This is a genomic window from Paenibacillus sp. J31R109 (genome assembly GCF_059692055.1).
This window is the reverse complement of record NZ_JCAUAR010000005.1, coordinates 285,564-311,632: the sequence shown is the minus strand read 5'-3', so window position 1 is coordinate 311,632 and position 26,069 is coordinate 285,564. Positions and strand designations below refer to the sequence as shown.

The 26,069-nt window shown below is 46.5% G+C and carries 20 protein-coding genes; 5 read left to right on the top strand and 15 right to left on the bottom strand.

The window, feature by feature from the left end; all coding sequences use genetic code 11:
• Positions 1-6: 6 nt before the first annotated feature.
• From AC58QT_RS16530 to AC58QT_RS16470, 13 genes are all read right to left on the bottom strand, one after another.
• The gene (locus AC58QT_RS16530; RefSeq protein WP_497284023.1) at positions 7-909 is read right to left on the bottom strand and encodes a carbohydrate ABC transporter permease; all 903 of its coding nucleotides are present in this window, start codon (positions 907-909) and stop codon (positions 7-9) included.
• Positions 910-966: 57 nt separating this feature from the next.
• Positions 967-2,319 carry an extracellular solute-binding protein gene (locus tag AC58QT_RS16525; RefSeq protein WP_497409956.1) on the bottom strand — a complete coding sequence of 451 codons (1,353 nt, stop codon included), beginning with the start codon at positions 2,317-2,319 and terminating at the stop codon, positions 967-969.
• Positions 2,316-3,674, bottom strand: coding sequence for a glycosyltransferase family 4 protein (locus AC58QT_RS16520; RefSeq protein WP_497409955.1), 1,359 nt, complete (start codon positions 3,672-3,674; stop codon positions 2,316-2,318). The genes AC58QT_RS16525 and AC58QT_RS16520 overlap by 4 nt, the downstream gene beginning before the upstream one ends.
• A complete protein-coding gene (locus tag AC58QT_RS16515; RefSeq protein ID WP_497409954.1) occupies positions 3,671-4,834 on the bottom strand; it encodes a glycerate kinase in 1,164 nt (387 codons plus the stop codon). Before AC58QT_RS16515 ends, AC58QT_RS16520 begins: the two co-directional genes overlap by 4 nt.
• Positions 4,831-6,573 carry an alpha-amylase family glycosyl hydrolase gene (locus AC58QT_RS16510; protein WP_497409953.1) on the bottom strand — a complete coding sequence of 581 codons (1,743 nt, stop codon included), beginning with the start codon at positions 6,571-6,573 and terminating at the stop codon, positions 4,831-4,833. Before AC58QT_RS16510 ends, AC58QT_RS16515 begins: the two co-directional genes overlap by 4 nt.
• 101 nt (positions 6,574-6,674) lie before the next feature.
• The gene (locus tag AC58QT_RS16505; protein WP_497409952.1) at positions 6,675-7,877 is read right to left on the bottom strand and encodes a CdaR family transcriptional regulator; all 1,203 of its coding nucleotides are present in this window, start codon (positions 7,875-7,877) and stop codon (positions 6,675-6,677) included.
• A 12-nt stretch (positions 7,878-7,889) separates the two neighbouring features.
• Positions 7,890-8,825 (bottom strand): ROK family protein, encoded by a 936-nt coding sequence (locus tag AC58QT_RS16500; protein WP_497409951.1) that lies wholly within the window; start codon positions 8,823-8,825, stop codon positions 7,890-7,892.
• Between the two features lie 28 nt (positions 8,826-8,853).
• Complete coding sequence (locus AC58QT_RS16495) at positions 8,854-10,596, bottom strand: class I mannose-6-phosphate isomerase (protein WP_497409950.1); 1,743 nt, start codon at positions 10,594-10,596, stop codon at positions 8,854-8,856.
• A gap of 119 nt (positions 10,597-10,715) precedes the next feature.
• Positions 10,716-11,480, bottom strand: coding sequence for a DeoR/GlpR family DNA-binding transcription regulator (locus tag AC58QT_RS16490; RefSeq protein WP_497409949.1), 765 nt, complete (start codon positions 11,478-11,480; stop codon positions 10,716-10,718).
• Positions 11,481-11,895: 415 nt separating this feature from the next.
• Entirely contained in the window at positions 11,896-13,215 is a 1,320-nt protein-coding gene (locus tag AC58QT_RS16485; RefSeq protein WP_497409948.1) for an LLM class flavin-dependent oxidoreductase, read from the bottom strand.
• Positions 13,212-14,213 carry an aldo/keto reductase gene (locus tag AC58QT_RS16480; RefSeq protein WP_497409947.1) on the bottom strand — a complete coding sequence of 334 codons (1,002 nt, stop codon included), beginning with the start codon at positions 14,211-14,213 and terminating at the stop codon, positions 13,212-13,214. Before AC58QT_RS16480 ends, AC58QT_RS16485 begins: the two co-directional genes overlap by 4 nt.
• Positions 14,214-14,273: 60 nt before the next feature.
• Positions 14,274-15,152 carry an ABC transporter permease gene (locus tag AC58QT_RS16475; RefSeq protein WP_497284004.1) on the bottom strand — a complete coding sequence of 293 codons (879 nt, stop codon included), beginning with the start codon at positions 15,150-15,152 and terminating at the stop codon, positions 14,274-14,276.
• A 28-nt stretch (positions 15,153-15,180) separates the two neighbouring features.
• Complete coding sequence (locus tag AC58QT_RS16470; RefSeq protein WP_497409946.1) at positions 15,181-15,960, bottom strand: ABC transporter ATP-binding protein; 780 nt, start codon at positions 15,958-15,960, stop codon at positions 15,181-15,183.
• A gap of 388 nt (positions 15,961-16,348) precedes the next feature.
• On the opposite strand from AC58QT_RS16470, the gene AC58QT_RS16465 reads away from it, so the two are divergent.
• The 4 genes from AC58QT_RS16465 to AC58QT_RS16450 are packed head-to-tail and all read left to right on the top strand — an operon-like array spanning position 16,349 to position 21,575.
• Positions 16,349-17,704 carry an LLM class flavin-dependent oxidoreductase gene (locus AC58QT_RS16465; protein ID WP_497409945.1) on the top strand — a complete coding sequence of 452 codons (1,356 nt, stop codon included), beginning with the start codon at positions 16,349-16,351 and terminating at the stop codon, positions 17,702-17,704.
• Between the two features lie 18 nt (positions 17,705-17,722).
• The gene (locus tag AC58QT_RS16460) at positions 17,723-19,075 is read left to right on the top strand and encodes an LLM class flavin-dependent oxidoreductase (protein ID WP_497409944.1); all 1,353 of its coding nucleotides are present in this window, start codon (positions 17,723-17,725) and stop codon (positions 19,073-19,075) included.
• 48 nt (positions 19,076-19,123) lie between these two features.
• Positions 19,124-20,215, top strand: coding sequence for an aliphatic sulfonate ABC transporter substrate-binding protein (locus AC58QT_RS16455; protein ID WP_497409943.1), 1,092 nt, complete (start codon positions 19,124-19,126; stop codon positions 20,213-20,215).
• A 13-nt stretch (positions 20,216-20,228) separates the two neighbouring features.
• Positions 20,229-21,575 carry an LLM class flavin-dependent oxidoreductase gene (locus tag AC58QT_RS16450; protein WP_497409942.1) on the top strand — a complete coding sequence of 449 codons (1,347 nt, stop codon included), beginning with the start codon at positions 20,229-20,231 and terminating at the stop codon, positions 21,573-21,575.
• A 254-nt stretch (positions 21,576-21,829) separates the two neighbouring features.
• Here AC58QT_RS16450 and AC58QT_RS16445 read toward each other — a convergent pair whose 3' ends face one another.
• A complete protein-coding gene (locus tag AC58QT_RS16445) occupies positions 21,830-22,483 on the bottom strand; it encodes a lysoplasmalogenase (protein WP_497409941.1) in 654 nt (217 codons plus the stop codon).
• Between the two features lie 220 nt (positions 22,484-22,703).
• Here AC58QT_RS16445 and AC58QT_RS16440 point away from each other — a divergent pair, with 220 nt between their 5' ends.
• Positions 22,704-23,681, top strand: coding sequence for a glycosyltransferase family 2 protein (locus AC58QT_RS16440; protein ID WP_497409940.1), 978 nt, complete (start codon positions 22,704-22,706; stop codon positions 23,679-23,681).
• A gap of 70 nt (positions 23,682-23,751) precedes the next feature.
• On the opposite strand, the gene AC58QT_RS16435 is transcribed toward AC58QT_RS16440, so the two are convergent.
• Positions 23,752-25,683: a glycosyltransferase gene (locus AC58QT_RS16435; protein WP_497409939.1), complete on the bottom strand. Its 1,932-nt coding sequence runs from the start codon at positions 25,681-25,683 to the stop codon at positions 23,752-23,754.
• Between the last annotated feature and the right edge of the window lie 386 nt (positions 25,684-26,069).

The following is a 26,069-nucleotide window of genomic DNA, read 5'->3' as shown; positions in this document are numbered from 1 at the left end:
AACCCCCTAGCCTAATCTTCGATCTACAAGCTTTCTTTGAATAATCGCTACACCTACTACAAAAATAAACAGCAAGTAAGACATCGCGGCAGCAGGACCGAACTCATAGTATTTAAACGCCCTGTTGTAAATAAGGAATGGAACCGTAATGGTTGAATCTCCCGGGCCGCCACCTGTCATAATGAATATTTCCTGGAACACGTTCAACGAATGAATTAACAGCAATATCATAACGACTAACGAGATTCTCCCTAGCAATGGCCAGGTAATCAATCGGAATTTTTGAAATTTATTTGCGCCTTCTACATCGGCTACTTCATAAAGATCTTTAGGGATATTTTGTAGTCCAGATAAATAAATCAGCATATAGTAACCGATATTTCTCCAGCATGACATCAACACGATGACGGGCATCGCCCACGTAGCATTAGCAAGCCAATTAGGCCCTGTTAAACCGAACTTCAATAGCAATGCATTGACTAAACCTTTGTCCCCATTAAACAAAAACATGAAAATTAAACTGCCGCTTACAATGGAAATGATATAAGGGATAAAGAAAATCGATCTGACAAAGTTAACACCTTTGAGTTTCTGATTCACAAGAATAGCTAGAAAAACAGCACCAAACATAGAAATCGGTATGAAAAGGATACCGAAATAGGCTGTATTTACAATGGCTTTGAAAAATAACGGATTATGAATGGCCGCCGAATAATTATCAAAACCAACAAATGTCCCCGGAATTTCGAATAGACCTGCATTTTTGAGTGCAATCGGTTTAACATTCTTAAAGCTGACGATGACCGACCAAATGATCGGATAGACTAAAAAGAGACCTAGAATGACGATAGAAGGTAATAAAAAAAGATATGCGTTGAGATCACCGAGCTTGCTTCTTAAAACCTTCACTGCGAGTCCCCCTTCAGAAATGGGAGCCCCCGGACGATCGAGGTGCTCCCCACTTGTTTACTTCGAATTCTTAATAATGGTATTCCCTTTGTCTTGAACTAATTTCAAAGCATCTGCTGCCGAAATCTTGCCGGATACAGCTTGATTTAATGCACTTGTGTACACTTCATCACTGATTTGTGCCCACTGTGGAATTGGGAATAGGGCTACTGGATACTCGACACCCTTCATAAACGTATTAAATTCTGGGTGGTCTTTATAGAATTGCGTGTCTGCCATATCTTTACGAATTGGAATACGGAATGGATAGTATTTCCCATCTTCGGCTTTTTCACCCTTCATGACCATTTCTTGAGCTGGTTTAGAGCTTAAGTATTTGATGAGCTTCTTGGATGCAGCAAGCTTATCCCCTTCAACCCCAGTTGGGACGGAAAGCAGGTAAGATGTCACTTCAGTCGCTTTACCAGCAGGACCTGATGGTACTTCAGCTACACCCGCTTCGAACTTACCGTTCGTTTTCCAAGCTTCGGCAACGCCCCAAGGACCCGACAATTCCATCGCAACGACTTGGTTTCTGAAATCTGTTTGAATGGCTGCGCCATCTTTATTCAAGGAATCTGGCGGTGATGTTTCAGTCAACAGCTTCGTATAAAATTCTAAGGCTTTAATACCTTCAGGCGAGTTAATCGCAACTTCGCTTTTCCCGTCCTTCGTAGTAACAAGCTTAGCTCCCGCTTGGCCAGCGAACAGACCGTACATCCAGCCCAAGTCGGCGCCTTGCTTACCTGATAATCCGATACCGAATTGATCCGGCTTACCATCTCCATTCGTATCAACAGTTAATTTCTTAGCCGCTGCATAGAATTCGTCCCATGTTTTCGGTACTTCTTTAATGCCAGCCTTCTCGAATAGGTTTTTGTTATAAATAACTTGGATTGTGTGACCCAACCACGGCATACCTGTCAATTGGTTTTCATTCACAGCAAGTTCCCAAATTTGCGGCATGTAATTGCTTTTCTCAGCACCGAAATCCTTCATCAAATCAACGAATGCCCCTTGGACTGCCAGTGGTTTCGCATCGCCGTAGGCAACTTGAAGAACCTCAGGTGATTTTCCGCTTAAAATTTGTGTTAGAAGTTTCTGCCCCGTTTGTACGCCGCCAAGCAATTCAACTTTCACATCTTTATTTTCTTTCTCAAACTGGTCGAGCATTTCACGAATTGCTTTACCTCTACCTGAATCGCTTGCCCATGCAATCTGCATGCTAATGTTGGTTACTTTGCCATTGCTATTTGCCTCTGTACTTGCAACTGGTGCCGCGGAAGATGTGCTGTTTGTATTCCCGTTGCTGCAAGCAGTCATGATACCTACTAGACATGTCATCGATACTAAACCTAATTTTTTGTTCATCGTTTGACCTCCTCAAGTAATGGTTCCAATAGTAAGTGAAGCGATTCATATGAAAAATTCATTTTACCAATCTTGAAATTATGCTTGACCATCCCTGTATACGCTTCTTCATCCGTTAGCAGCTGTGCCATCTTAGCGGCCGCCGCCTTCACATGCTTGCTATTCACACTCGCCAACCCATTCGCTTCGATCTTATGCGTGTTACCTAAGGAAACGATGTCAAACCCGAATTCCTTAATGTCTTTCTCATAGACCGGATATTCATAGATCAGGAGTGGTTTCTGTGCGAACACAGCTTCGAGCAATTGGTTACCCCAGCCTTCAATCACGCTTGGAAAGGTGACAAAATCAGCGATAACATAGGCATCCCAGAGTGAATACCGTTTCTGTCCATTAAAATAAGAACGCGATTGATCAATGATTGGGTTGATAAACCGAATATCAATACCAAGGTTTTCCGCTTTAATTCTTAGCTTTTCCGTGTACTCGTAACTGGATTCCGGCATGCCTGCTAGGACATAAACGAGTCGGTTACGATCCGAAAGCGTTTTCCCATTATAGAGAGTGGCCCCCCGTTGCTTTAACGATGTTAATTGAACTTGCAGCTCTGCCACCGTATCAATGCCAAGTTCAATCGTCTTACGTTCCGTTATCCGGGTAGCTTGCAAAATGACAATATCGTCTTCGGTAACACCAATGTCTCGACGCAACGAGGCATTGCAATCGTCTTTTTCCCAAACCTTCGCATTAAAATCAAATACGTTGGGAATGATGCTGGAGCGCAATTTACGATGCTTGATGAGTTCAGCTTGATATAAACGATTCGTGACCACGTGAATGATATTCGGCAGGTCTGGTGGAAATAGGGTCTTAAGCCATTTCGTCACCATAGGACATGTCGGATTTAAATATCGATCTCTTTGCCAGAAGAAATTGTGGTGAAGCGCTATGCAAGGAATCCCCGTTACCTTTAAAGCATTAGTGAAGGCGATTCCAGCAGGTAAGCTCCAGCCTAGTGAGAACAAGTTGTGTGTAATGAGCAAATCAATAGATTCCGACGCAATGAAATCAAGAATCTTTTGCTCCATACTGTCAGCGAAAGCCACCACGTCGTCCACAAATTCTTTTTCCGAATCATAATCAATCAGTTTGTCATAAGCGTTGTACACAAACTTCTCGTTCATCGGATGCTTATAATGAAGTTCAGTGATCACATGTGCACGAACTTGGCCTTCACTTCCTGCCAACAACAGCACTTCATGCCCCATTTGCTTCAATACTTGCTTCCACTTCTCGATCTCCAAAGAAACACCATCTGTTTCACCGACCCTAAAGTGGGCTAGTGCAATTCTCAACTTTCCACCCCCTTCGCCTTAAAGTGTCCCGCTAGCCGAATCGTTTCAAAAAACCGAATGACGGCTTTCTTCAACAGCTTCTCTCCCTGTTTCATGGAGTCTTCGAGCGTCATAATCCGATCAACGATCGGAATTACCATTTGAATACCTTCTCGTCTTATTGTTTGCTCGTTCCCCTCCGCTATGCCTGCGAAGACGATAACTGGAACTTTAAATGGTTTGGCTAAACGAGAAATGCCAATCGGTGCTTTACCATAGAGCGATTGAGCATCAAACTTACCTTCACCAGTGATGACTAAGTCAGCGTCTTTCAATTGCTCTTTGTATCGGCTTAATTGAGCAATCAAGTCAAAGCCGCTCATCATCGTTAATTCAGAGAAGAAGGAAAGTAAGGCAAAACCAAACCCGCCAGCAGCCCCTGCACCAGGCTGATCTCGCATGTCACATCCTGACGTCTGCGTCACGAGATCCGCAATCCGGCTCATCCGTTGTTCGAAACCGGCTAGCTCATTCGGCTGCAACCCTTTCTGTGGACCAAAGACATGAACAGCTCCTTCTGGTCCCAATAACGGATTTTTGACATCGGACGCAACAACAAGTTCTACTTCATGGAGACGTGCATCCAATTGACTGGCATCCATGCGAACAATAGCATCTAAGCGAAAGTTCTCGCCGATGATCTCGTTATCGTTCTCATCAAAGCATCGAAGCCCTAGCGCTTGCAGGCAACCGATTCCCGCATCAATGGTTGCACTTCCCCCCAGTCCGATAATGATCTTCCTGGCTCCACGTTCCAACGCGTGACGAATGAGTTGACCTGTGCCATAGGTCGAGAGGCCTGCTGGCATACGTTCACTTTCCTTCAAAAGCGTTAACCCCGAAGCGGCAGCCGTCTCGATGACGGCCGTTTGCTCCTTCTCCATCCAGCAGTAACTCGCTTGAATCGTCCGATGACAGGGATCCATCACTTCGTGCCAGATCATCTCTCCTCCAGCAATCATCCGATACGTTTCTGCCGTACCTTCCCCTCCATCTGCCATCGGAATTATGATGGTTTCAGCGGTAGGGAACACGGAGAGTATGCCAGCTTCGATCTGAGTGGCGGCATCGATTGTGGACATTGATCCTTTAAAGGAGTCTGGCGAAATGATGATCTTCACTTGTCATCACCCCCTTCAAGGCGCCCAATCCACATCACTTGGTAAGGCGCTAAAGTGAGTTGCAGCGAATCTTCAATCGCAATATTTTGCTCACTAATCAAGTCAAATGCCACTTGTCCGTGCTTCCAACCTGTCTGTAAAGCTGCGAAATCTTGCTGCACCGTTTCATTGGTAATATTCACGATGGCGAGAAGATCTTGGTTTTGCTCCGATGTTCGAAGTAATGCGAATAGCTGGCTGTCACTCGGTAGGACACGTTGCGCAGCATTCGGGTGGAAACTAGGCTGCATAACCCGAATCTCGATGAGCTTCTTCAATGCTTGGAAAACTTGCTGACGTAGTGAACCTTCTGTATCCAGTTCCAACTGCAACTGATTATGCTTCAGCTGCTCTCGGTTAATCGAACGGAAACGGCCGGTCGCTTTCAATCCTTCTTGATCGTTTTGAGATCCGAGCAAACTATGAACGTAGATCGCAGGCATGCCCATGAAAGACAAGAGAATGGAATGAGCCGCGACAACGCGTTTGACCTTAAGCGCAATAGCGTCATCGGGATGCGATAAAGCGTTTAAGTAGTTAATATTTAACTCATAAGGACTCTTTGTTCCGTCACCATTGTTTTTGTAAGAAACATTCCCACCATGTTCCTGCACCTTTAATGCCATGGTGTTAACTTCTTCCTTCGTCAGGATGCCTTCTACTGGACGTACGCCAATGCCATCATGCGAAGCTAGGAAGTTGAAGAATGACGTCTCTGGTGTCGTCGATCCGAGCGATTCAGCCCACGCCTGAAGCTTAGAACTGTTACCCGTATGCAACGTATACAACGTGAGTGGCGGCAATGGGAATTGATACACCATGTGCGCTTCATTCGAGCCATTACCGAAGTAACTGATATTGTCATGATGCGGCACGTTCGTCTCCGTAATGATCACAATGTCAGGTACTGCTGTTTCCAACACCTCACGTATAACCTGCACGATAGCATGCGTTTCTGGTAGATGCATCGACGTCGTGCCAAGCTTCTTCCACATAAACCCGATCGCATCCAAACGAAGGTAACGAGCCCCGCGTGCTGCATACATGAGCAGTATTTCTATGATTTCAAGTAAGACCTTCTCATTGGCAAAATTCAAATCGATTTGATCATCGCTGAACGTTGTCCAAATGTGCTTGTCTCCCGCAGTTGTTTGGAACTTCGTTAGCAACGGCAAAGCCCGCGGACGTGTAACACTGCTGTAATCCGCATCTGGATCCGCTTCAACGAAGTAATTCGCGTAGTCTGGATTGCCCTGCAAGTATTGCTGAAACCATTCACTGTGCTGTGAAATATGGTTGATAACGCCGTCGAACATAAGATCGAAGTCTTGGGCTAACGCCGTAACATCATCCCAATTGCCCAGATCTGGGTTCACTTCACGATAATCGATGACGGAAAAACCATCGTCCGAAGAATAAGGATAGAACGGAAGGATATGAACAGATGACAGAATCCCTTCGCAATTCCGAAGTAAAAATTTACGCAGTGACTGCAGCGGTGCCTCGTCTTCGCTTCGGATGGAATCACCGTAAGTGATGAGCATGACATCCTTTTCCGATACCCAACGCTTATCCTTCAGCTTCCCTACCGTGTATCTGTCTAGCACTTGTTTGACTTGCTCAAGAATAGCAGGAGCCTTCTCATTGCCATATATAATGTTAAGTTTCTCTAGTAGTGCATGGGATTGGTCAGTTGCCATTCGTTGTAGAACCACCTTTACTCTCTGGTATACCTAAATCGTAACAGGTTCTGAAAGCGCATAACATATTACACGTACCAATGATTCGCACTATATTCGCTTCAATTATTGTTACCTGTACCAAGTCCTATTGCTGAAGAAACTGCATTATTGGTTGGATGAAAATAGATGGCTAAGTAAAGCAGCACAGCTTCTTCGAAAACACGGGGATCGTACCCGGTTATTTCCTTGATCTTGATCAATCGATATTGAAGCGTGTTCTTATGAATAAATAGCCTATCGGCCGTTTTATTAATCGATTGATTGCACGCAAAAAATATACGCAGCGTTTCAATGATTTCTTTGGGATCTGAAAAAGCCCCTGCATTCAACGTTTTCCGCACAAAATCATGACTGCTTTCCACGGGCACACTATCTAACAGCATTTCCAGCCTGAGATCGTCATAAAATAAGAGGCTCCATTCATCCGTTGATCTCGCATAAGATTCGGCCTTCTCTGATTCCAGAAAAGAAATCGGTATCCCTCGGATGAAATCATAATATCCCCCGACACCTACTTTAATCGTGTAATTCTCCGATTTAGGAAACTGTCTCAAAATATATTGAATTTTATGAGAGACGACATCTTTTTTAGTTTCTTCACTGGGACCTTGACATGTTAGGAGAAGAGCAAATTTCATGAACCCAACTGGGATGATGACATCTTGGTCATTAAATTTTACGGCTTCTTGCAAATAACCCTTATAGCGATTTTGCTCTTTTTGCAGATCGTAAGACGTCCCCCCTTTTTGAATATCGATGTTGTAATGAATATGGACAGTGATGACGACACGCGGCAAATTAACGTTAAGTCCAATCATCCATCCCCTAGAGGAGAGGACTTTATCTTCGTTCCATCTCCCTTCCAACCAATCTCGAATAAAAACCTCTTTCGTCTGATTCATGATCTCGTTCTGCTCATCGATGAGTTGTTCCTTGATCAAAATCTCTGTCATCTTGCGGATAATCTCAGCCATCTTCAATACTTCCGGTTCCGTAGCCGTAATGCCAATGACACCAATAACACGATTTTCAAAATAAACAGGCAAATTAATGCCTGCTTTGGATCCTGCAAATTGATTATCTTTAACCAATAGTTTTTTTTTCGTTTTTAAAACGACTAGAGCTCCCTCATGAACCAATCCGATACGAGACTGATCCGTACTTGCGATAATAATCCCTTCATCATTCATGAAGTTAATATTTCGGTCTATAATTTTGGAAAGCTCTTTCACGATATACTGCGACTTTTCACTCGAGATCATTGAAATCAGCTCCTAATGCTCTTGCAACATATGATAAATGCCCATGAGCGTACTCCTTAAGGTATCATGACTAACGACCACAGAGGCGTGTATCTCTTTATGAATGAATTCACGACAAAAACTTGGGATAAATAGTTCACCACTTTTGGAAATTTGACCACCAAGCACAATAATGTCAGGTTTAAATGTGTTCAATACGCTTGCTAATGCCTCAGCCATTCTCTCTCCAAACACGTCAAACAGTTGCTGAGTTGAACCCTCTCCAGCACGTGCGGAGGCGGCTAACTCCTTGACATCCCGGCCAGCCAAGTTAATTCCTAGTTCTGATGCCAGCGCTAGTAACCCACGCCGCGAAATATAATCATCAGCGATACTGGAACGGTAGGGGATCGCATACACCCAGCCGCCCGCTGGAACATCTTCTCGCTGTGTAATCAACTTACCTGACTCCACAAACCCCGATCCAATGCCAGTTCCAAGCGTAAAACAAACAGCCTTCCTATAGGTTGCGGCTTGTCCGAAATGCGCCTCACCAACTGCAAACAACGAAGCATCATTTTCAAAACGAAGCAAGAAATGAGGGATAATTCGATCCTTTAACCGCTTGTCCAACATCATCTTTGTCTGTAGCTGTTCGCCAACCTGCATCCCGTATAACGCATCGAATTTATTCAAGCCTTGTATATAGCTGATGCCCTGCTCATAATCGAACGGGCCGGGAAAGGCATAACCGATCCCAGCAATCCGTTCTTGGCCTTCAGGATCTGCTATTTCCAGCAAATCTACAGCCATTTGTACAAAATGATCAAAGATGTTGTCAGCAGACTCGTTCGCATGGGACGGATACTCCGAAATCGTGTGTGGAATAATCATTCCCGCGCTATCTATGGCTCCTGCTTTAATGGAAGTGCCACCAACATCGAAAGCTAAATAAATCCCTTCCTTCATACTATTTCCCTCCATCTGAACCTGTATGTCATCCTTTGACAAAAGCCTTGATCGTCGCGATCTTCTTACCGATACTTGGGCCAGCAGGTTTAATGACGTATTGCTTAACCGAAGCCGGAATAATAAACGTCTCCGCATAATGAATAACGAAAGGATCAAACAGACCTTCTGGACTTTCCACGACAGCCTCTTCGCCCTCAACGAGATTAAGCATTTGAACACTGCCATTGCCTTCATGAAGCACAGGCTCTGAGAACCAGTGGCGGCGTGTTTCAATAAATTCGAACTCATGAAGTCCTGTACGCTCTTCGCTCCAGCCTTCTCCCTCCGCAACTGGTTCCACTCTACCCACTAATTCTTGCTCGGTCCAAGCTGTCTTACGGTCCCATTGAATCACTTTGGACCCATGATCAATATGAACAGGGCGCGGCTTGCCATCTAGACCTACACGATCCCAATCCCACAGTTTAAACGTGAAGATGTAAGGTGTCGCACTAATTTCGAGCACCATGCAATCACTCCCAGAGCAATGCACCGTACCGGCAGGAATCAAGAAATGATCATGCTTCGCAGCTGGAAAAATATTGACATATTGTTCAGCAGGGAAAGGCACGCCTTGTTCAGCTTTCCGTAAGTCATTGATCATTTGCTCGGGCACCACATCATCTTTGAGGCCCAAATAGACTTCAGCACCAGGCTTAGCATCCAAAATGTAATAGCTCTCATCTTGTGTATAGTTCATTCCAAATTGATTGCGAATATAATCAGTTGTTGGGTGTACCTGTAAGCTCAAATGCTGACCGCCAACCGTATCGAGGAAATCGAATCGAATTGGAAATTCCGCGCCGAATCTGGCATATACTCGCTCTCCAAGCAGTGACTTCGGTTGTAAGAATACGAGGTTAATCGCCGGCACATCCAATTGAATCGAACCGAAGTCCAGACACAAGCTGTTTTCTTCTGGCACGCCATCGAAGCCCCATGCGTATGGATGCTCTTTGGGCTCCAAAGACATCTTCTCCACCAACCATGTGCCGCCCCAAACACCTGGATCAAAATAAGGGACAAGTCTGAAAGGTCTGCGAGCAATTTGCTCCATACCATCCAGCAAGGATTCCCATGAAACTAGCTTCGGATCGTCTTGTACGTTCGTGTCGAGATAGAAATCAATATGTTCAAATAGCGACCGCTTCAAGCGATCTGCCATACGCCATTCGTAGAAATATCCCCGCTTGTATTTACGCAGCATATCTTCATTTTCGTTATGAGCAAGCCAATTACCAAATTCCTTCGAACGGTACCGAAGTTGAATTTCCCAACGTGTAATATCTGCATACACAAGCACATCGCCTTTGGAAACAAGCGAAGCTCCAAAACCAATCAGAACGACAATCCCTTCTGACACCGCATCCACTTGTTCTTTCAATTGTGACAATTTGGATGCGTCATACAAATCCTCGATATGAAACGGAGACATGTATCCGAATACCCGGTCATCCGTTAGATAACGTTCCAACATGCTCTCCATCTCTACTGTGTCTATAGCAGCAGCTTCCACATCAATGATGACAGAGGGCTGTAGATAAGGCTGAAGCCCATCTAGAATCTCTTGTTTTCTAACACCTGGATAACATTCGATAACAAGGACTTCTTTTTGCTTTTTGTGCAATCGAGTACTTAGAACCTCAGCAATATCCGTGTAACCTCGTCGTGCTTCTTGCTCGTGCCCTTGAATGAGAATGGTTGGTTTCTTGTTGTATGTAATCGTCATGTGTGATTACCTCCATTGAATTTATCATTATATAACATAAGATAACACAAATTAACACATTCGACCACAAAAAAATCTCCTTGTAGCTAATTTGCTACAAAGAGATCGATGTTAACCTGTTAAACCACATGTAATTCTACGCCTGCTAACTCACACGCTTCACGTACTTGTTCATTCACTCCGCTATCTGTAATCAGCACCGATACCTCATATAATTGCGCTACCGTAGCGAACGATCGACTGCCGATTTTGGAGGAATCCAGCAGCATGATCGTTCTTGACGCCGATTGGATCATTGTTTTTTTGACTTGCGTATCCATCATGTTCGGATCTGTAAACCCTGCTTCGACTGTAAAACTAAGAGATGACAGAAACGCTGTGCGTGCATGATACTGTGAGAAAAAAGCTTCTGCAACAGGACCCACAAATGTGCCTGAAGGTTCTCGCAATACACCGCCGCAACATAAGACCGTGTGCGTTCCTGCTACTTCCCTTAGCTGCTGGAGGGCATCCATTCCGTTGGTCATCAGTGTCAAATGAGCGTGCTTGAGATACGCGGCCATTCTGGACACCGTCGTCCCTCCCTCCACAATAAGGACATCCCCATCAGATACAAACCGCTCTGCGGCATAGGCTGCGAGCCTTTCTTTCACCTCAGGATTCCGCGATTGCTTCTCCGGCAGCGCTGGCTCTACAATAAGCTTATCTACGTAAATGGCTCCACCATGAGACCGCGCGACCAACCCTTGTTGCTCTAATAGCTCAAAGTCCCGTCGAATGGTCATCTCAGAAACCCCATATTGGGTACTTAACTCCTTGATCGTAGCGCCTCCATGGTTAGCCAAATATTCGCTGATCACTTGCCTTCTTTGGATAGGTAACACGATCGAACACCTCATTGAATAATTTGTGTATAATTATCACATAACATAACACAAAATAGGTAAGGCGTAAAATGCGCATTTTTTGAAATAACACAAATGAAGTAGCGTAAAATGCTCAATCTTTGACATGCATATAGAGGATGCCCCCTGCCATTTTCGTGGCTTTTGGGACATCCTCTGATATTCAATCGCGTTACTCGAATTTTTCGAGTTACGCGGCTGCTTTTGCTCTTTTCGCTGCGCGTAACTCGAATTTTTCGAGTTACACGACTGCTTTTGCTCTTATCGCTACGCATAACTCGAATTTTTCGAGTTACGCGACTGCTTTTGCTCTTTTCGCTGCGCGTTACTCGAATTTTTCGAGTTACGCAACTGCTTTTGCTCTTCTCGCTGCGCGTAACTCGAATTTTTCGAGTTACGCGCCTGTAACCACACTACGCACATTACTTGGGCGCACCAGTCCCAGATTCTCACGCAGGGTTCTTCCTTCGTAAGCCGTGCGAAATAACCCCCGGTTCTGAAGCTCTGGAATGACCTTGTTCACAAAAGCCTCTAACCCGCCGGGAAACGTCTGCGGCAATATATTAAACCCATCGGACGCGCCTCCGCGGAACCATTTCTCGATGAAATCGGCAACCTGCAGCGTTGAGCCCGTGAAAGTAATATGTCCATGGCCGCCGGCATGGCGGTAGATCAACTGCCGGATCGTCATCCCCTCACGGCGCGCCGCATCGAGAATGACTTCCTGACGGCTGCGAATGCCGTTAAACGCTTCCGCCGTTTTGGCTTTGTCGAGCGGCACGGGGCCATCCAAAGGATACGCCGCCAAATCAACATCGAAGCGCTCTGACATCGCCTGCAGTGCTTTGGGCAGATCCATTAACCCATTCAGCTCAGCCTCAATGTCTCGAGCTTCAGCTTCCGTGTCCGCCACGATTGGGCTGAGCCCTGGCAGAATATGCAGCTCATCCACAGACCGACCGTACTTCTTCAGTCTTCCTTTGACATCGGCGTAGAACTCCTGACCAGCGCCAAATGTCTGTTGCGCAGTAAAGATGACCTCCGCTGTACGCGCAGCCAGCTCCCTGCCTTGCTCTGATGAGCCTGCCTGAACAAGAACAGGATAGCCTTGCGGTGGACGAGGAATGTTGAGCGGTCCTTTGACGGCATACACATTCCCCTTGAAGTTAATCTCTCGCACTTTCTCTTCTGCGATAAAAATACCCGCCTGTTTATCGTACACGAGCGCGTCATCCTCCCAGCTATCCCATAGCTGTTTGACGACTTCAACAAATTCCTCTGCGCTAATATAGCGATCGGAAAGTTCAGGATGCGCGGATCGGCCAAAATTCTGGGAAGCATCGCCAGCACCTGTTACGATATTCCATCCTGCCCGTCCTCCACTAATATGGTCTAACGAAGCAAATTGTCTCGCAACATGAAACGGTTCATTGTAGACGGTCCCCACCGTGGCAATTAATCCGATATGGCGGGTAACCGCAGCCAAGGCCGCTAATTGGGTAAACGGCTCGAGTTTGGCTGTTCGCCCTGCATAGCCATCTGCCAAAAAGACCGAGTCCATCAACCCGCTCTCGGCGATCAGCGCCATTTTAGCCAAATAATGAATATCGAGATCCCCTTCGGGATGCACCTCTGGATGTCGCCACGCCGCTTCATGATGGCCAGCTGCCCGCAAAAACACATTCAAATGCAGCTTACGCTCTGTTGCACTCATCGTGCGATCAACTCCAATTGCGTCCCGCTTGTGATTGCATCAATCTGTTTAAGTTCCTCGCGATCCAGCTTCTCGCCTAGAACTGGGAGTGCTTCCGTGATATGCTGCGGCTTCGAGACACCTAGGATAGCTGATGTAATCGCTGGTTGACTAAGCACCCAGTTCAGCGCTAACTGACCTAATGTCCAGCCTCTTCGCTCAGCTAACGGCTTCAATTGTTCCACGATGCGGAAATTGCGCTCCTGCTCTAGCAGTATCTTCAGCCGCTGCTCGCCAGCTGCCCCACGCGTTCCAACCGGCGGCTGTCCGCCATAGCTGTACTTGCCTGTCAACAGGCCGCGCCCAAGCGGACTATACACAATAACGCCGACGCCTTCTGAAGCCGCCAATGGAAGAATCTCCTGCTCAATACCACGCGCAATGAGGCTATACTCCGGCTGGACACTTTCGTATCGTTCCAGTCCGAGCCGAGCTGAAATCCCGTGCGCTTTGGCGATCTGCCAAGCAGCATAATTGGAGGCGCCGATATAGCGTACTTTTCCTTTTCGCACCAGGTCATCTAGCGCTCTCAGAGTTTCTTCCAGCGGTGTCTCTTCGTCGAAACGGTGCACCTGATAGAGATCAATATAGTCCGTTTGCAGCCTTCGCAAGCTGTTATCAATTGCCCTTTCAATATGGTATCTGCTTTGGCCAGCATCATTAGGTCCAAGTCCTACTCTGCCGTGCACCTTGGTGGCAAGTACGATTTCATGCCTACGCGCTCCAAGGAGATTCCCAAGAATTGTTTCCGATTCTCCCGTTTCGAGTGGGTTGCCTTTATCCATACCAGAGCCATACACATCGGCTGTATCGATCAAAGTAATACCCGAATCTAACGCCGTATCGAGTACTTCTGCCGACGCCTTCTCATCAATCCAACGACCGAAAGCCATCGTTCCGAGACTTACTTCCGATACTTTTAACCCGGTTCTGCCTAAACGTCTTTGCCCGATACTCATACCAACATCTCCTTATCCTTATGTTTATCTACCCTCTGTGCTCCGTTCAATTTCGGACCTTTATCCATTAAAGCTATCTCGCCATTTCAGCAGCTTTTTCTCTAATATCCGCACAAGTGAATCCGAACCTTTTCCAACAAAAGCAAATATCAAAATACCGACAAATACAACCGCTGTCTGTGAAAATTGGCGGGCATCCATGATCAAATAGCCAACGCCTTCGCTTGAGCCCATGATTTCAGCCACAACTAAGCCCAGCCAAGCTACCCCGATGGATAAACGCAAGCCTAATAAAATATTGGGCAACGCTGCCGGAAGCACCAGCTTCGTAATTTGCTTGAACCGATTGAATTCCAGCACACGCGCTACGTCGAACAACTTGGAATCCACGTTCCGAATACCTAGGAAGGTCTGTACATAGAGCGGAAAAAAAGCGCCTTTGGCAATGAGCAATATTTTTGAAAACTCCCCAAAACCGAACCATAAAATGAATAACGGAGTAATCGCTAGATGCGGAATTGTCCGCAGCATTTGGACCGAAGGATCAACCGATTGCTCAAATTTGCGGAATAGACCAACCAATAGACCAAATAACAGCCCCAAACTTCCCCCTACCAAGAATCCAACGGCTGCGCGCCAAATACTAATTTTCAAATGCTTAAACAACTCCCCCGTAATTAACAGGTCATAAAAAGCAACCGCAATTTCAGCGGGCGTCGGCAACAACGTTTTGGAAATAATACCTAGCGATCCGACGATTTGCCAAATAATTAGTACAGTTAGCGGCAAAATTGTTCCTCTTACGATGAGCAGCCATTTAGGATCCTTTTTAGCTGCTTTCAGTGTGCTTTGACTTTGCTGAGGAGCTTGCGTTTCTTTGGGTGACTTAGCTTGAACAAGTCCCTTGCTAACCCCTGTTACCACTTCTGCTTGACTCATACGAATTCACCTCTTCTCTCATTTTTAATTAAATGCCCGAGCTATCAATTAGTTCTAGTTCATCGACGCGTTCGAATTCATTCATGACAACCTTACGCAATTCCAGAAACGAAACCGATGCTTTCTTTCTCGGATGGGGAAGATCAACCGGAATAATATTGCGGATCGTACCTGGCCTTGCATTCATCACCACAACACGGTTCGCCAGAAAAACGGCCTCATCAATATCATGGGTAACCAGCACCATTGTCGTGCGTTTCGCTTCCCAAATATTCAGAGCTACCTCCTGCAAATGTGATCTTGTAAAAGCATCCAACGCGCCGAATGGTTCATCTAGCAGCAATACTTTAGGATCACGCAGCAGTGCTCTTGCAATCGCCACACGTTGGGACATGCCCCCAGACAATTCTCGTGGGTAAGCTTTCTCGAAACCCTGCAATTTGACCAATTCAATCAATTCGTCGACTCTTTTGCGCACCACAGGATCTTTCAAGGAAAGATCGGCGGCTATATTTTTCTCAACAGTTAACCACGGGAATAAGCGATGCTCCTGAAAAATAAATCCTTTATCAATGCCAGGCTTCACGACCTGCTGCCCATCGAGTAACACATTTCCCTCGTGATCCGTATCTAGTCCTGCGATTATCTTCAAAAGTGTGCTTTTACCGCATCCACTAGGTCCGATAATGGTAATAAATTCACCTTGTTTGATCGTTAGATGAATGTTGTTTAGAGCCTCAATACGAGTACCCTGCGGTGTGTGAAACCATTTGTGTGGCAGATCAATCTCTAATGTAGTTACACTCATTGGGCACTCCTCCTTACTTGCTTCTGCGATTGAATAATGGGCATAACAAATCACTCCTTCAGGAATCTTAGAAACACAAAGACTCCCGACCCGATTCTATACAAGAATCGAATTGGAAGCCTCCAGTTGTCCGGTGGACTTATTAATATGAGATACTGCCAAACTAAAACTGTCAAAATTTTGGATATAGACCGATCTTAACACCGCCTTACCATCGGGTCAATCATTATTTCTCATAAAACCCACTTGTATAATCGGATTAAACCTGATAACATAACTCCAACATCACATATCGCCCATTGGTCATCCAAAGGCTCCCTAACTGACAGCGTCTACGACGTTGAACAGCTTATGGAGTCTTTTTTATTTTATTAAAGGAGGCACAATCATGAGTCATCACAATCAGCGACATATGCATCTTGGCGCATTTTTATTTCAGGTTGGCCACCATGTAGCCGCCTGGCGACATCCAGAAACAGAAGCGCACGGCATTCTGGATCATACCTTCTACGAAAACTTCGCACAGCTGGCTGAGCGTGGAAAATTCGATATGATTTTTCTCGCGGATACATTGGCTGTTGTAGATCGCGGTCAAACGGGCATTAAGCACACCGTCTCGGTTAGACCTGAACCCTTAACCCTCCTTGCTTATTTATCCGGTGTGACGAAGCACATTGGACTAGCGGCTACAGTCTCAACAACGTATAACGAGCCTTACAATTTAGCGCGTGAATTCTCAACACTCGATCATCTCAGTGGCGGTCGCTCCGCTTGGAATGTCGTAACATCAGGTCGCGATGAAGAAGCGCAAAATTTCAGCCTTGCTGCACATCCTGGACATGAGGAACGATACGAACGAGCGCGCGAATTCGTCGATATCGCCAATGCACTCTGGGATAGCTGGGAAGATGACGCGATCATCGCGGATAAACAAAGCGGGCAATTCGCTGATCCCGGCAAGGTACACGAGCTTCACCACCGAGGCCAGGCCTTCTCAGTCCGCGGTCCGCTGAACCTCCCGCGTTCCCCGCAGGGCAGACCCGTCATCATTCAAGCTGGCGCTTCAGAAACAGGTCGACGGCTTGCTGCCGAGACGGCAGAGGTCGTCTTCACCGCTTGGCAGACGTTAGAAGAAGCGCAGCGTTTTTACCGTGAAGTGAAGTCACTTGCCGTGGCAAATGGTCGCTCACCGGAGGATATTAAGATCATGCCCGGCATCTTTGCTGTCATCGGGGCAACCGAGGAAGAAGCTCGAGCTAAAGAGGCATTCCTCCAGGAACAAGTGCTGCCAGCCGTTGGACTTTCCATGCTTTCCGCTTCACTGAATGTCGATTTGACCGGTTATCCGCTGGATGGTCCCCTGCCGGATCTCCCTGAGCTTGCAACCATTAATGGCGGCAAAAGCCGATTCCAGCTCGTTTCCAAGATGGCAAGACGAGAAGGCCTGACGATTCGCCAGCTCATCTATCGCGTAACCGGTGCTCGCGGGCACCGTACGATTGCCGGCACGCCAAGTCAAATCGCTGACCAACTCGAAGAGTGGTTCACGCAAGGCGCTTGCGATGGCTTTAACATTATGCCGCCAACGCTACCCGGCGGCCTCGAGGAATTTGTTGAGCACGTCATTCCTGAGCTTCAACGAAGAGGATTATTCCGTACTGAATATGTAGGATCAACCCTGCGCGAGCATCTTGGTCTTGTTCGTCCTGTGAACCGATTTGCCTACAGGACATCAGCAATTTAAACAAAGGAGGCATCCATTATGGGGAATACAAAAAAACAGCTTCATCTTGGGGCATTTATTTTCGGTGTCGGCCATCACGTCGCCGCTTGGCGTCATCCGCATACGGATACGAAAGGTCTCCTCACGTTGGATTTCTATCGCAAGTTTGCACAAATCGCCGAACGAGGCAAATTCGATATGATTTTCGTCGAGGATATCCCTACATTGCCCGAACGTTTGGATACCGCTGTTCGGCATACCGTGCCCGTTCGGGCAGAGCCGCTTACGCTACTCTCTGCGCTGGCATCCGTCACCAAGCATATTGGCCTTGCGGGTACCGTATCGACGACCTACAGCGAACCATACCATGTAGCACGTAAGTTCGCTTCGCTCGACCATCTTAGTGGCGGCCGAGCGGCATGGAATGTGGTGACGACAAGTATGGAAATTACGGCGCAGAACTTCGGCCGTGATCATCACTTGGACCACTCCCTTCGCTACGAGCGAGCGAAAGAATTCGTCGATGTGGTCACAGCGCTTTGGGACAGTTGGGAAGAGGACGCGCTTGTTATTGACAAAGCTTCCGGCATTTTTGCTGATCCAGATAAGGTGCATACCACAGCCCATCAAGGCACACACTTCTCCATCCGCGGACCGTTGAACGTATCCCGCACACCGCAAGGCAGACCTGTTATTGTTCAAGCTGGCTCATCCACAACAGGTCAAGCTTTTGCAGCGCAAACCGCCGAAGTCGTGTTCACGGCATGGCAAACCCTTGCGGAAGCGCAAGGCTTCTACGCCAGCTTGAAAGGACAATTGCCTGCATACGGTCGATCACCTGATGAGTTAAAAATAATGCCAGGCGTCCTACCGATCATCGGAAGGACCGAAGAAGAAGCGCGCGAAAAGGAAGCTGCGCTACAGGAACTCGTCCACCCTAGCGTGGGGCTCTCCATGGTCTCCGGTGTGCTGCGGCATGATCTTTCCGCATATCCCTTAGACGGTCCGTTGCCAGATCTGCCAGACTCAACTGAGATTAACGGAGGCAAGAGCCGCTATCAGCTTATTCTGGATATGGCAAGACGGGAGCAGTTAACCATTCGTCAACTTATTGCCAGGGTAACTGGCGCACGCGGACACCGTACGATTGCAGGAACGCCGGTCCAAATCGCCGATATGCTCGAAGAGTGGTTTCTCAAGGAAGCCTGCGATGGCTTTAACATTATGCCGCCCTATTTGCCTGAAGGATTAGAGCAGTTCGTTGACCTTGTTGTCCCTGAGCTTCAGCGACGCGGATTGTATCGCACAGCCTATACGGGGCGAACCCTGCGAGAGCATCTCGGCCTTGCCCAACCGAAGAATCGATATACGAAGTCAGCCATTTCATTATGAGATTCGATAAGATCTAACAACCATTATATATAAAGGAGTTTTTAAACTATGTCGATTAAAAGAGGGTCATTCAAGCACTTATCCGTTTTCCTATTTCTGATTTTTGCACTTACATTAACAGCTTGCGGTCAAGGAAGCAGTACAACGACAACAGGAGCCAATGCCGCAACCCCTGCTACTTCATCAACCCCAGGAACAGCTACAGCTGCCTCGGAGACAGCCAAACCTAAGGAAAAAGTGAAGATCAACATCGGTGTACAAGGCAAAACAGGTATTCTAGTCTACGCCCGTGAGAATAACTTCTTCGAAAAAGCTTTCGCTGCCGTTGGCGCAGAAGTAACATGGAACGAATTCGCCAGCGGTCCTCCCCACTTTGAAGCGTTAGCTTCAGGCAGACTCGATTTCGGCAGCGTCGGTGGAACCCCGGTCGTCTCCGGCCAAGTTGGCGGTATCGACTTCAAAGCTATCGGCGTTACGAGTGATGGCAAGAAAGGTAATATGATTGTCATTCCAAAAGGCAGCCCGATCAAAGAACTCAAAGATCTGAAAGGCAAAAAAATAGCTGTTGCCAAAGGGAGCAGCGCTTATAACTTCCTCTATATGGCGATTGCCAAAGCGGGGCTAAAAGACGATGATATCAAGGTTATTCAACTGCAGCCAGATGATGCCAGACCCGCGCTGGACAGCGGCGCTATCGACGCTTGGTCCATTTGGGATCCCTATGCAACCATCGCTGTGTTCCAAGCAGGCGCCAAAGTGTTAGTCTCTGGTGAAGATCTGAATATTAATGCCCCAGGCTTCCTGATTGCCAGAACGAAATTCACGCAAGATCACCCGGATCTCACTGTGCTGTTCCTCAAAACCTATGAGCAAGCTCGTAAATATTACTTAGATCATCAAGATGAAGTAGCGGATAGCTTTGTCAAAACGCAAAAACTAGATAAACCAATTATTGAAACTGTGCTTAAAAACTCATTCCCATTGCTATCCCCTATCACGCCGGAATTCGCCAAAGCTCATCAGGAACAAGCTGATTTCCTTTTTGCCCAAGGAGCTATTAATAAAAAATTAGACACTTCCCAAGTGTTGGAAAGTAAATTCGTGGAACAAGCGCTGAAGGAATTAAGCGCCCAGAAGTAAGGAGAAGATGACAATGACAGAAACCAAACGACAAATGCGACTTGGCGCATTTCTCAGTGGAGCAGGACATCACCTGGCCGCATGGCGGTATCCAGGAGCAAATGAGCAAGGAATTCTAGACTTCCAACACTATAAATATTTGGCACAATTAGCTGAACGCGGGAAGTTCGATATGATTTTTTTCGCTGATATTCTTGCCGTCTCCGAGAATTTCGATACAGCCATCTCACGGATGGCCGCTATTCGACCTGAGCCCATCACCCTGTTATCTGCCCTTTCCGTAGTAACTGAACACATTGGCTTGACGGGCACTTTGTCTTCTACCTTCAGTGAGCCCTATAACGTGGCGCGACAATTCGCAATGTTGGATCATTTGAGTAATGGACGCGCCGCTTGGAATGTCGTTACAACGTCTAATCAGGGAGCAGCGGGTAACTTCGGTGAAACACCGCATTTGGATCATCATCTGCGCTATGAACGGGCCAAAGAATATCTCGACGTCGTATCCAAGCTATGGGATAGCTGGGAAGATGACGCGCTGATACTCGACAAAGAGAACGGCTTATTCGCCGATAAAGACAAAGTGCATGCAGCCAATCACCATGGCACCTGGTTTTCCGTGAAAGGTCCGCTGAATATGCCGCGTTCACCGCAAGGTCGCCCTGTCGTCATTCAAGCGGGCTCCTCAGCGGATGGCAGGGATTTTGCAGCGCAGACTGCCGAGGTTATTTTCACGGCCTGGCAAACGCTTGAAGAAGCGCGAGCTTTCTATCATGATGTGAAAAGTCGAGCTGTTACGTACGGACGATCTGAAGGCGATCTCCTCATCTTGCCTGGCGTTCTTCCCATAATCGGCGAGACCGATGACGAAGCGCTTCGGAAATATGAGCATTTCCAAAGCCTCATCCATCCGGAAGCGGCAATAACCCTGCTCTCTGGCATGATCGGTCACGATCTCACTTCCTATGATCCGAATGACCCATTCCCCGATCTTCCCGATATCTCCAATGGAGTGAAGGGTAGGCTGCATTTAATCCAAGATATTGCCAAACGAGATCAACTTAGTATTCTAGAAGTTAGCCGTAGAATTGCTGGTGCTCGAGGGCACTGGACGATCTTCGGCACCCCTTCCTCCATTGCTGATCAGCTTGAAGCGTGGTTTGTCGGGGGAGGCTGCGACGGCTTTAATATTATGGCGCCTTATTTTCCAGGCGGACTTGAGGAGTTTGTTAATCTCGTGCTGCCTGAATTAAGGAAGCGCGGTCTGTTCCGCAACGAGTATGAGGGCAAAACCCTTCGTGAGAATCTCGGCTTATCGAGGCCGGCGAATCGATATGCGAAAGAAGCGACGCCTATTTAAAGAAAGAAGCCATCTTCCCGCTCAGGGGAAATGGCTTCTTCTTATTTACTCCTGTTACATCTAAAAAGATGCGATTATACATCCTTTTAGCTAGTTTCCCCTCTAAAATCGCAAATTGATGCAAATGTGCATCTTTACTAACCTTATTTATCCATTTATGATCAAACTCCATTAAAAACCTGCATTTTCGCAGTTTTTCTCCTATTTCACGAAAAATCTCCACAAAAAGATGTATATTTGCAGTAATACAGACCTTAATTCCCAACCCCCGCCCTAAACCGTGACGACTTCCCTAGGCTATAAGCTAAGAGGAATTGAGCCGCATAATAGGACGTCATAATCAACGGACCTGAATAGGTGACATCGGAGATAAACATGTTCCACGAGAGAATCGAATCGGAGACGACGAAGAGCATACTTCCGAGGATCGCCCATGGATGCCCAGTCATGATCGCTGAGAATGCCATAAAAGAAATGACAATTAAATAGAGAAGTACCGGGACAATCAAGCCCTCTTTTCCATCGCTAACTAAAGCATGAAGAAGTTCTCGACCCATAATTAGACCATACAGCGTGAGTGGAATAATCACTGCAAAGCGCAGCTTCGAGAAACTCCACCTCTGTAGGAAGCTTGCCGTATAGAATAAATGTCCAATGAGAAAAGCCGAAAGACCGATAACGAACATACTTAATAGGCCGTCACCTAACATGCAAAAAAACAATCCTATGAGGATGTACATGTGGTAACGCTGTCTTTGAATTGGTATTTGCAGATACGCATACCACATAATAAGCCACATCGGAATAAGCTTAAACAGGAGTTTAACTGCCGTTGGATCGGATGGAATGAAGAATATGTAAAGCAAGCTCATCCCAACAATGCACACTGGTAACCCGATTTTTTTCATAAAATAATCCCCTAACAAGTCATGTTACACACTCTATTCGACAACCTTCCTTACAATCCTTTGCAGTTCATCTGTTGGCGTTATCCACACGCAAAAACGTACATGTAGTTATTCGTCCATTCAGGGCTAGAACTGTTTGAATATACTAAATTTGATTATCGGAACGGGATTGTCACATTGCTGCTGAATCGTTTCGAATACTGCAACAAGGAGGTCATCTATGAAAAAAGTTCTCCTGCTAGCACCTAGGAAGGCCCCTCTAACGAACCGGAAAAGCAAGATAGTTAAAAGTAGTCGCAGTAAAACGGTCACCAACAGGAAACGACCGCGAAGAAGCGTACCATTGCGCAAAACGGGGCTGCGACTCATCAAAAAACGCATACCGAGAAGAGCATCCGTCCGATCGACTCGTCTGGTGAAGCGACTGCGTCGACCTATCATTAACATTCCACTAGCTCCTGAACCGGTGGGGGTGCCACAACTGCCCTTAATCGAACCCAGGCCAACGCTATCTGTCATCGTACCGCTCTTGAATGAGGAACATGTTCTCCCCTTGTTTCTCGAAAGTGTCGCTTCCTATGCGGATGAAATTCTAATCATGCTCGCAGGTAGCAGCGACGCTAATGTACGCATCCTGAATGCTTGGAAAACCCGTGCTAACATTCGGATGTTCCATCATAAGCCGTCTGGTCTACCCGCCGATGCTTGGAACGAGTCTGCTGCAAGGAATTTCCTCCTCGATCAAGCCGTCGGGGATTGGATCATGGCAATCGATGTACATGAAATCATGGACGATGGCTTCCATGAGGCATTGCCTGCGCTTATGGCCCAGAAAGATGCAGATACCGTCGCATTCCCGAGGGTACAATTCTGGACGAATCCCGATACGATTCGAATACGTGCAGCAAATGACAGCCACGCGTCTGGCGATAGATACCTCATGTGGCGCAATCACATTGGCATACGTTACGACGACGCTAAGACGGATAATAAACTCCAGCTGTATGGACGCTACATGTGGGAACTTCCCAGTCGTGTTGAGCCTATTTCAGTCTTTCAATACACGGACGCCTTCAGTTCCCAATCCAAATTACGACTTGAACCTGGTGTGTTGACGAAAGTTTTTACAGGGAAACATCCGTCTGTTATGGACAGATACTTGGCTGAACGATGGAAAAAACGAAACGTGAATGGTTAAACGTCAACCTTCGCAACTAAAAAAGTGACTGAAAGTTGAAACTTTCAGTCACTTTTTCTCATCTATACCGCTATAAAGCTGATTGGATACTCGCTAAAGCTTTTGATTTGGAAAAGTACGTTTCCACATACTGCTTACTTTGCTCCGCCTTCTGGTCTAGTAGACGGTTATCATGATATAACCGAATGATTTCCGCAGCGAATGCCTGAGGTGTATTCTTAGGTTCAATCGTTGGCCTTATATTTTGCAATCCTTCGATTCCTGTACTGGTCGCAACCAACGGCATCTGATGGCACATGGCTTCCACCGTTTTGCCTTTCACACCTGCGCCGTAACGTAACGGGATGACAGCCATCTTCGTCGTACAATACAGCTCCCGAAGCTCCTGATCGGAGACAAAACCTTTTACAATAATCCGATCGGATTGTAAACCAAGCACCTCTGGCGGAGGATTAGAGCCAGCGATGAACAGCTGTATGCCAGGAATAGCTTGCTGCACAATAGGCAAGATTTCTCGACAGAACCATACGATCCCATCGGTATTGGGACTGTGGCTGAAACCGCCAACAAAGAGCAGACCACTGCGTTGTTCCCATGTTTTATCTCTTGGTATCGTTCGCTCAAAGAAATAAGCTGGGAGCAATATCGCTTTTTTATGGGGAAAATGTCCATCGATAATGCGTTTCTCGGATTCGCTGCAGGTTAAGACGACATCCGCTTTGGCAAACATGTCGAACTCCAGCCTTTTAATATTCTCGGAAGCAAGAAGTAGCTCGCGATTGTTCTCCAATCCGAACCGTTTCAACTCACGGACGTAATGCAAGTCGTGGCCATAATACAAAATTTTAGCACGAGTATGCGCTTTGATAAGATTGATGTACTTATGAGAAATGTTTGGCCGGTTCAACAGAACATAATCCAAGTAATCCTTGTGCTGAAGAATCCATTGTTCGTAATAGTTGGGATTCTGCGGTCCGTGTATGATTTCGATACCGAGTTGTTCAAGTTCGGAGCTGTAGGGTTCCGGTTTAGCATGGTCATCTGGCATAAACTTTACATTAAAGCCCATGTCCACAAATAGTTTCAAATACATATAGGTTGTTCGACTACCCGCATCTTTGTCATAACTTGGAACGCCGTAATCAATAATGACAATGGTCTTTTTATCCTTGGAGCGTTCCCTTGACCAATAAAGATGTTCACCGACAGGAAGATGATGCCGTTGGAGAACTTCTGCCCATTTCTCTTTGAATTTCTGGTGATTAATGACCTGATACTGCTTAACGCCAGTTTTGACGTCTGTCCCATGGGATACACCCTCGTAGTGCACGACAACCGATTTGGGTTGATAAACGACTTTAAATCCAAGTTGTCTTACTTTGAATGCTATATCTACATCCTCCGAGTATGCGGGTGCAAACCGTTCATCAAAGCCGCCTACATGCTGCCAGATATCTTTACGAATCATGAGCGATGCCCCAGAGATATAATCCACTTCTTTGACATAGTTGTATTCATGTTTGTCCGGGCTATCTAATCGACCGTAATTCCATGCATAGCCGCTATTAAAGACAATGCCACCGGCTTCCTGGAGTTTTCCGTCGGGATAGATCAATTTAGAGCCAATGATCCCAATGGTTGAGTCTTTTTCTGCCGATACGACTAAATGCGCCAACCAACCAGGTGTTACTTGTGTATCGTTATTTAAAAACAAGACATACTTTCCTTTGGACACAGCTGCCCCATGATTGCAGTTCCGCAGAAACCCCTTCTTCACCTGATTGCGGATAATTGTGATAGGCTTAACGAACTGTCCAATTCGGGCAGTTAGATCATTAGAAAGATCATCCACCACAATGATTTCATAAGGGATGTCATGGGTGTGTTCCACAATGGATACCAAACAACGATAGGTATAATCCCATTTGTTGTAAACCGGGATAATAATGCTGACTAGCGGATGTTCCCAAACCGGTACCGTCAGCTTACCAATGGGGGGCACTCCTCTGTGAATCCGTCGTCGTCTCAATCCTAGCGAACGTCTGCGTTTCATTACCTTCGAAAGAGACCGTTTATTCCGCCTCTTCCAACTTGCATGTACGTTTTTTCCACGTTTAAGTATGAGTCGCCGTCTTGCAGTTGTTCGTCTCCGCTTTCGAAGCTTGCGAACATGTATAGACACGACTTTTCTTTCCTTCTTACTCCGAGCCTTCAGCTTCACCCTTACACCCCCGTGCCGGAAATCAATTTCACATAGCTATACTATTCCTTTGGCAAAAGGGATGAATGGGACAATCGTTTATTTTCAAAAAGCATACGATCATGGAATTTTTCACGGTGTACAATCCGTCCATACAAGTCGTCCTACACGCACATATGCTGAATTGG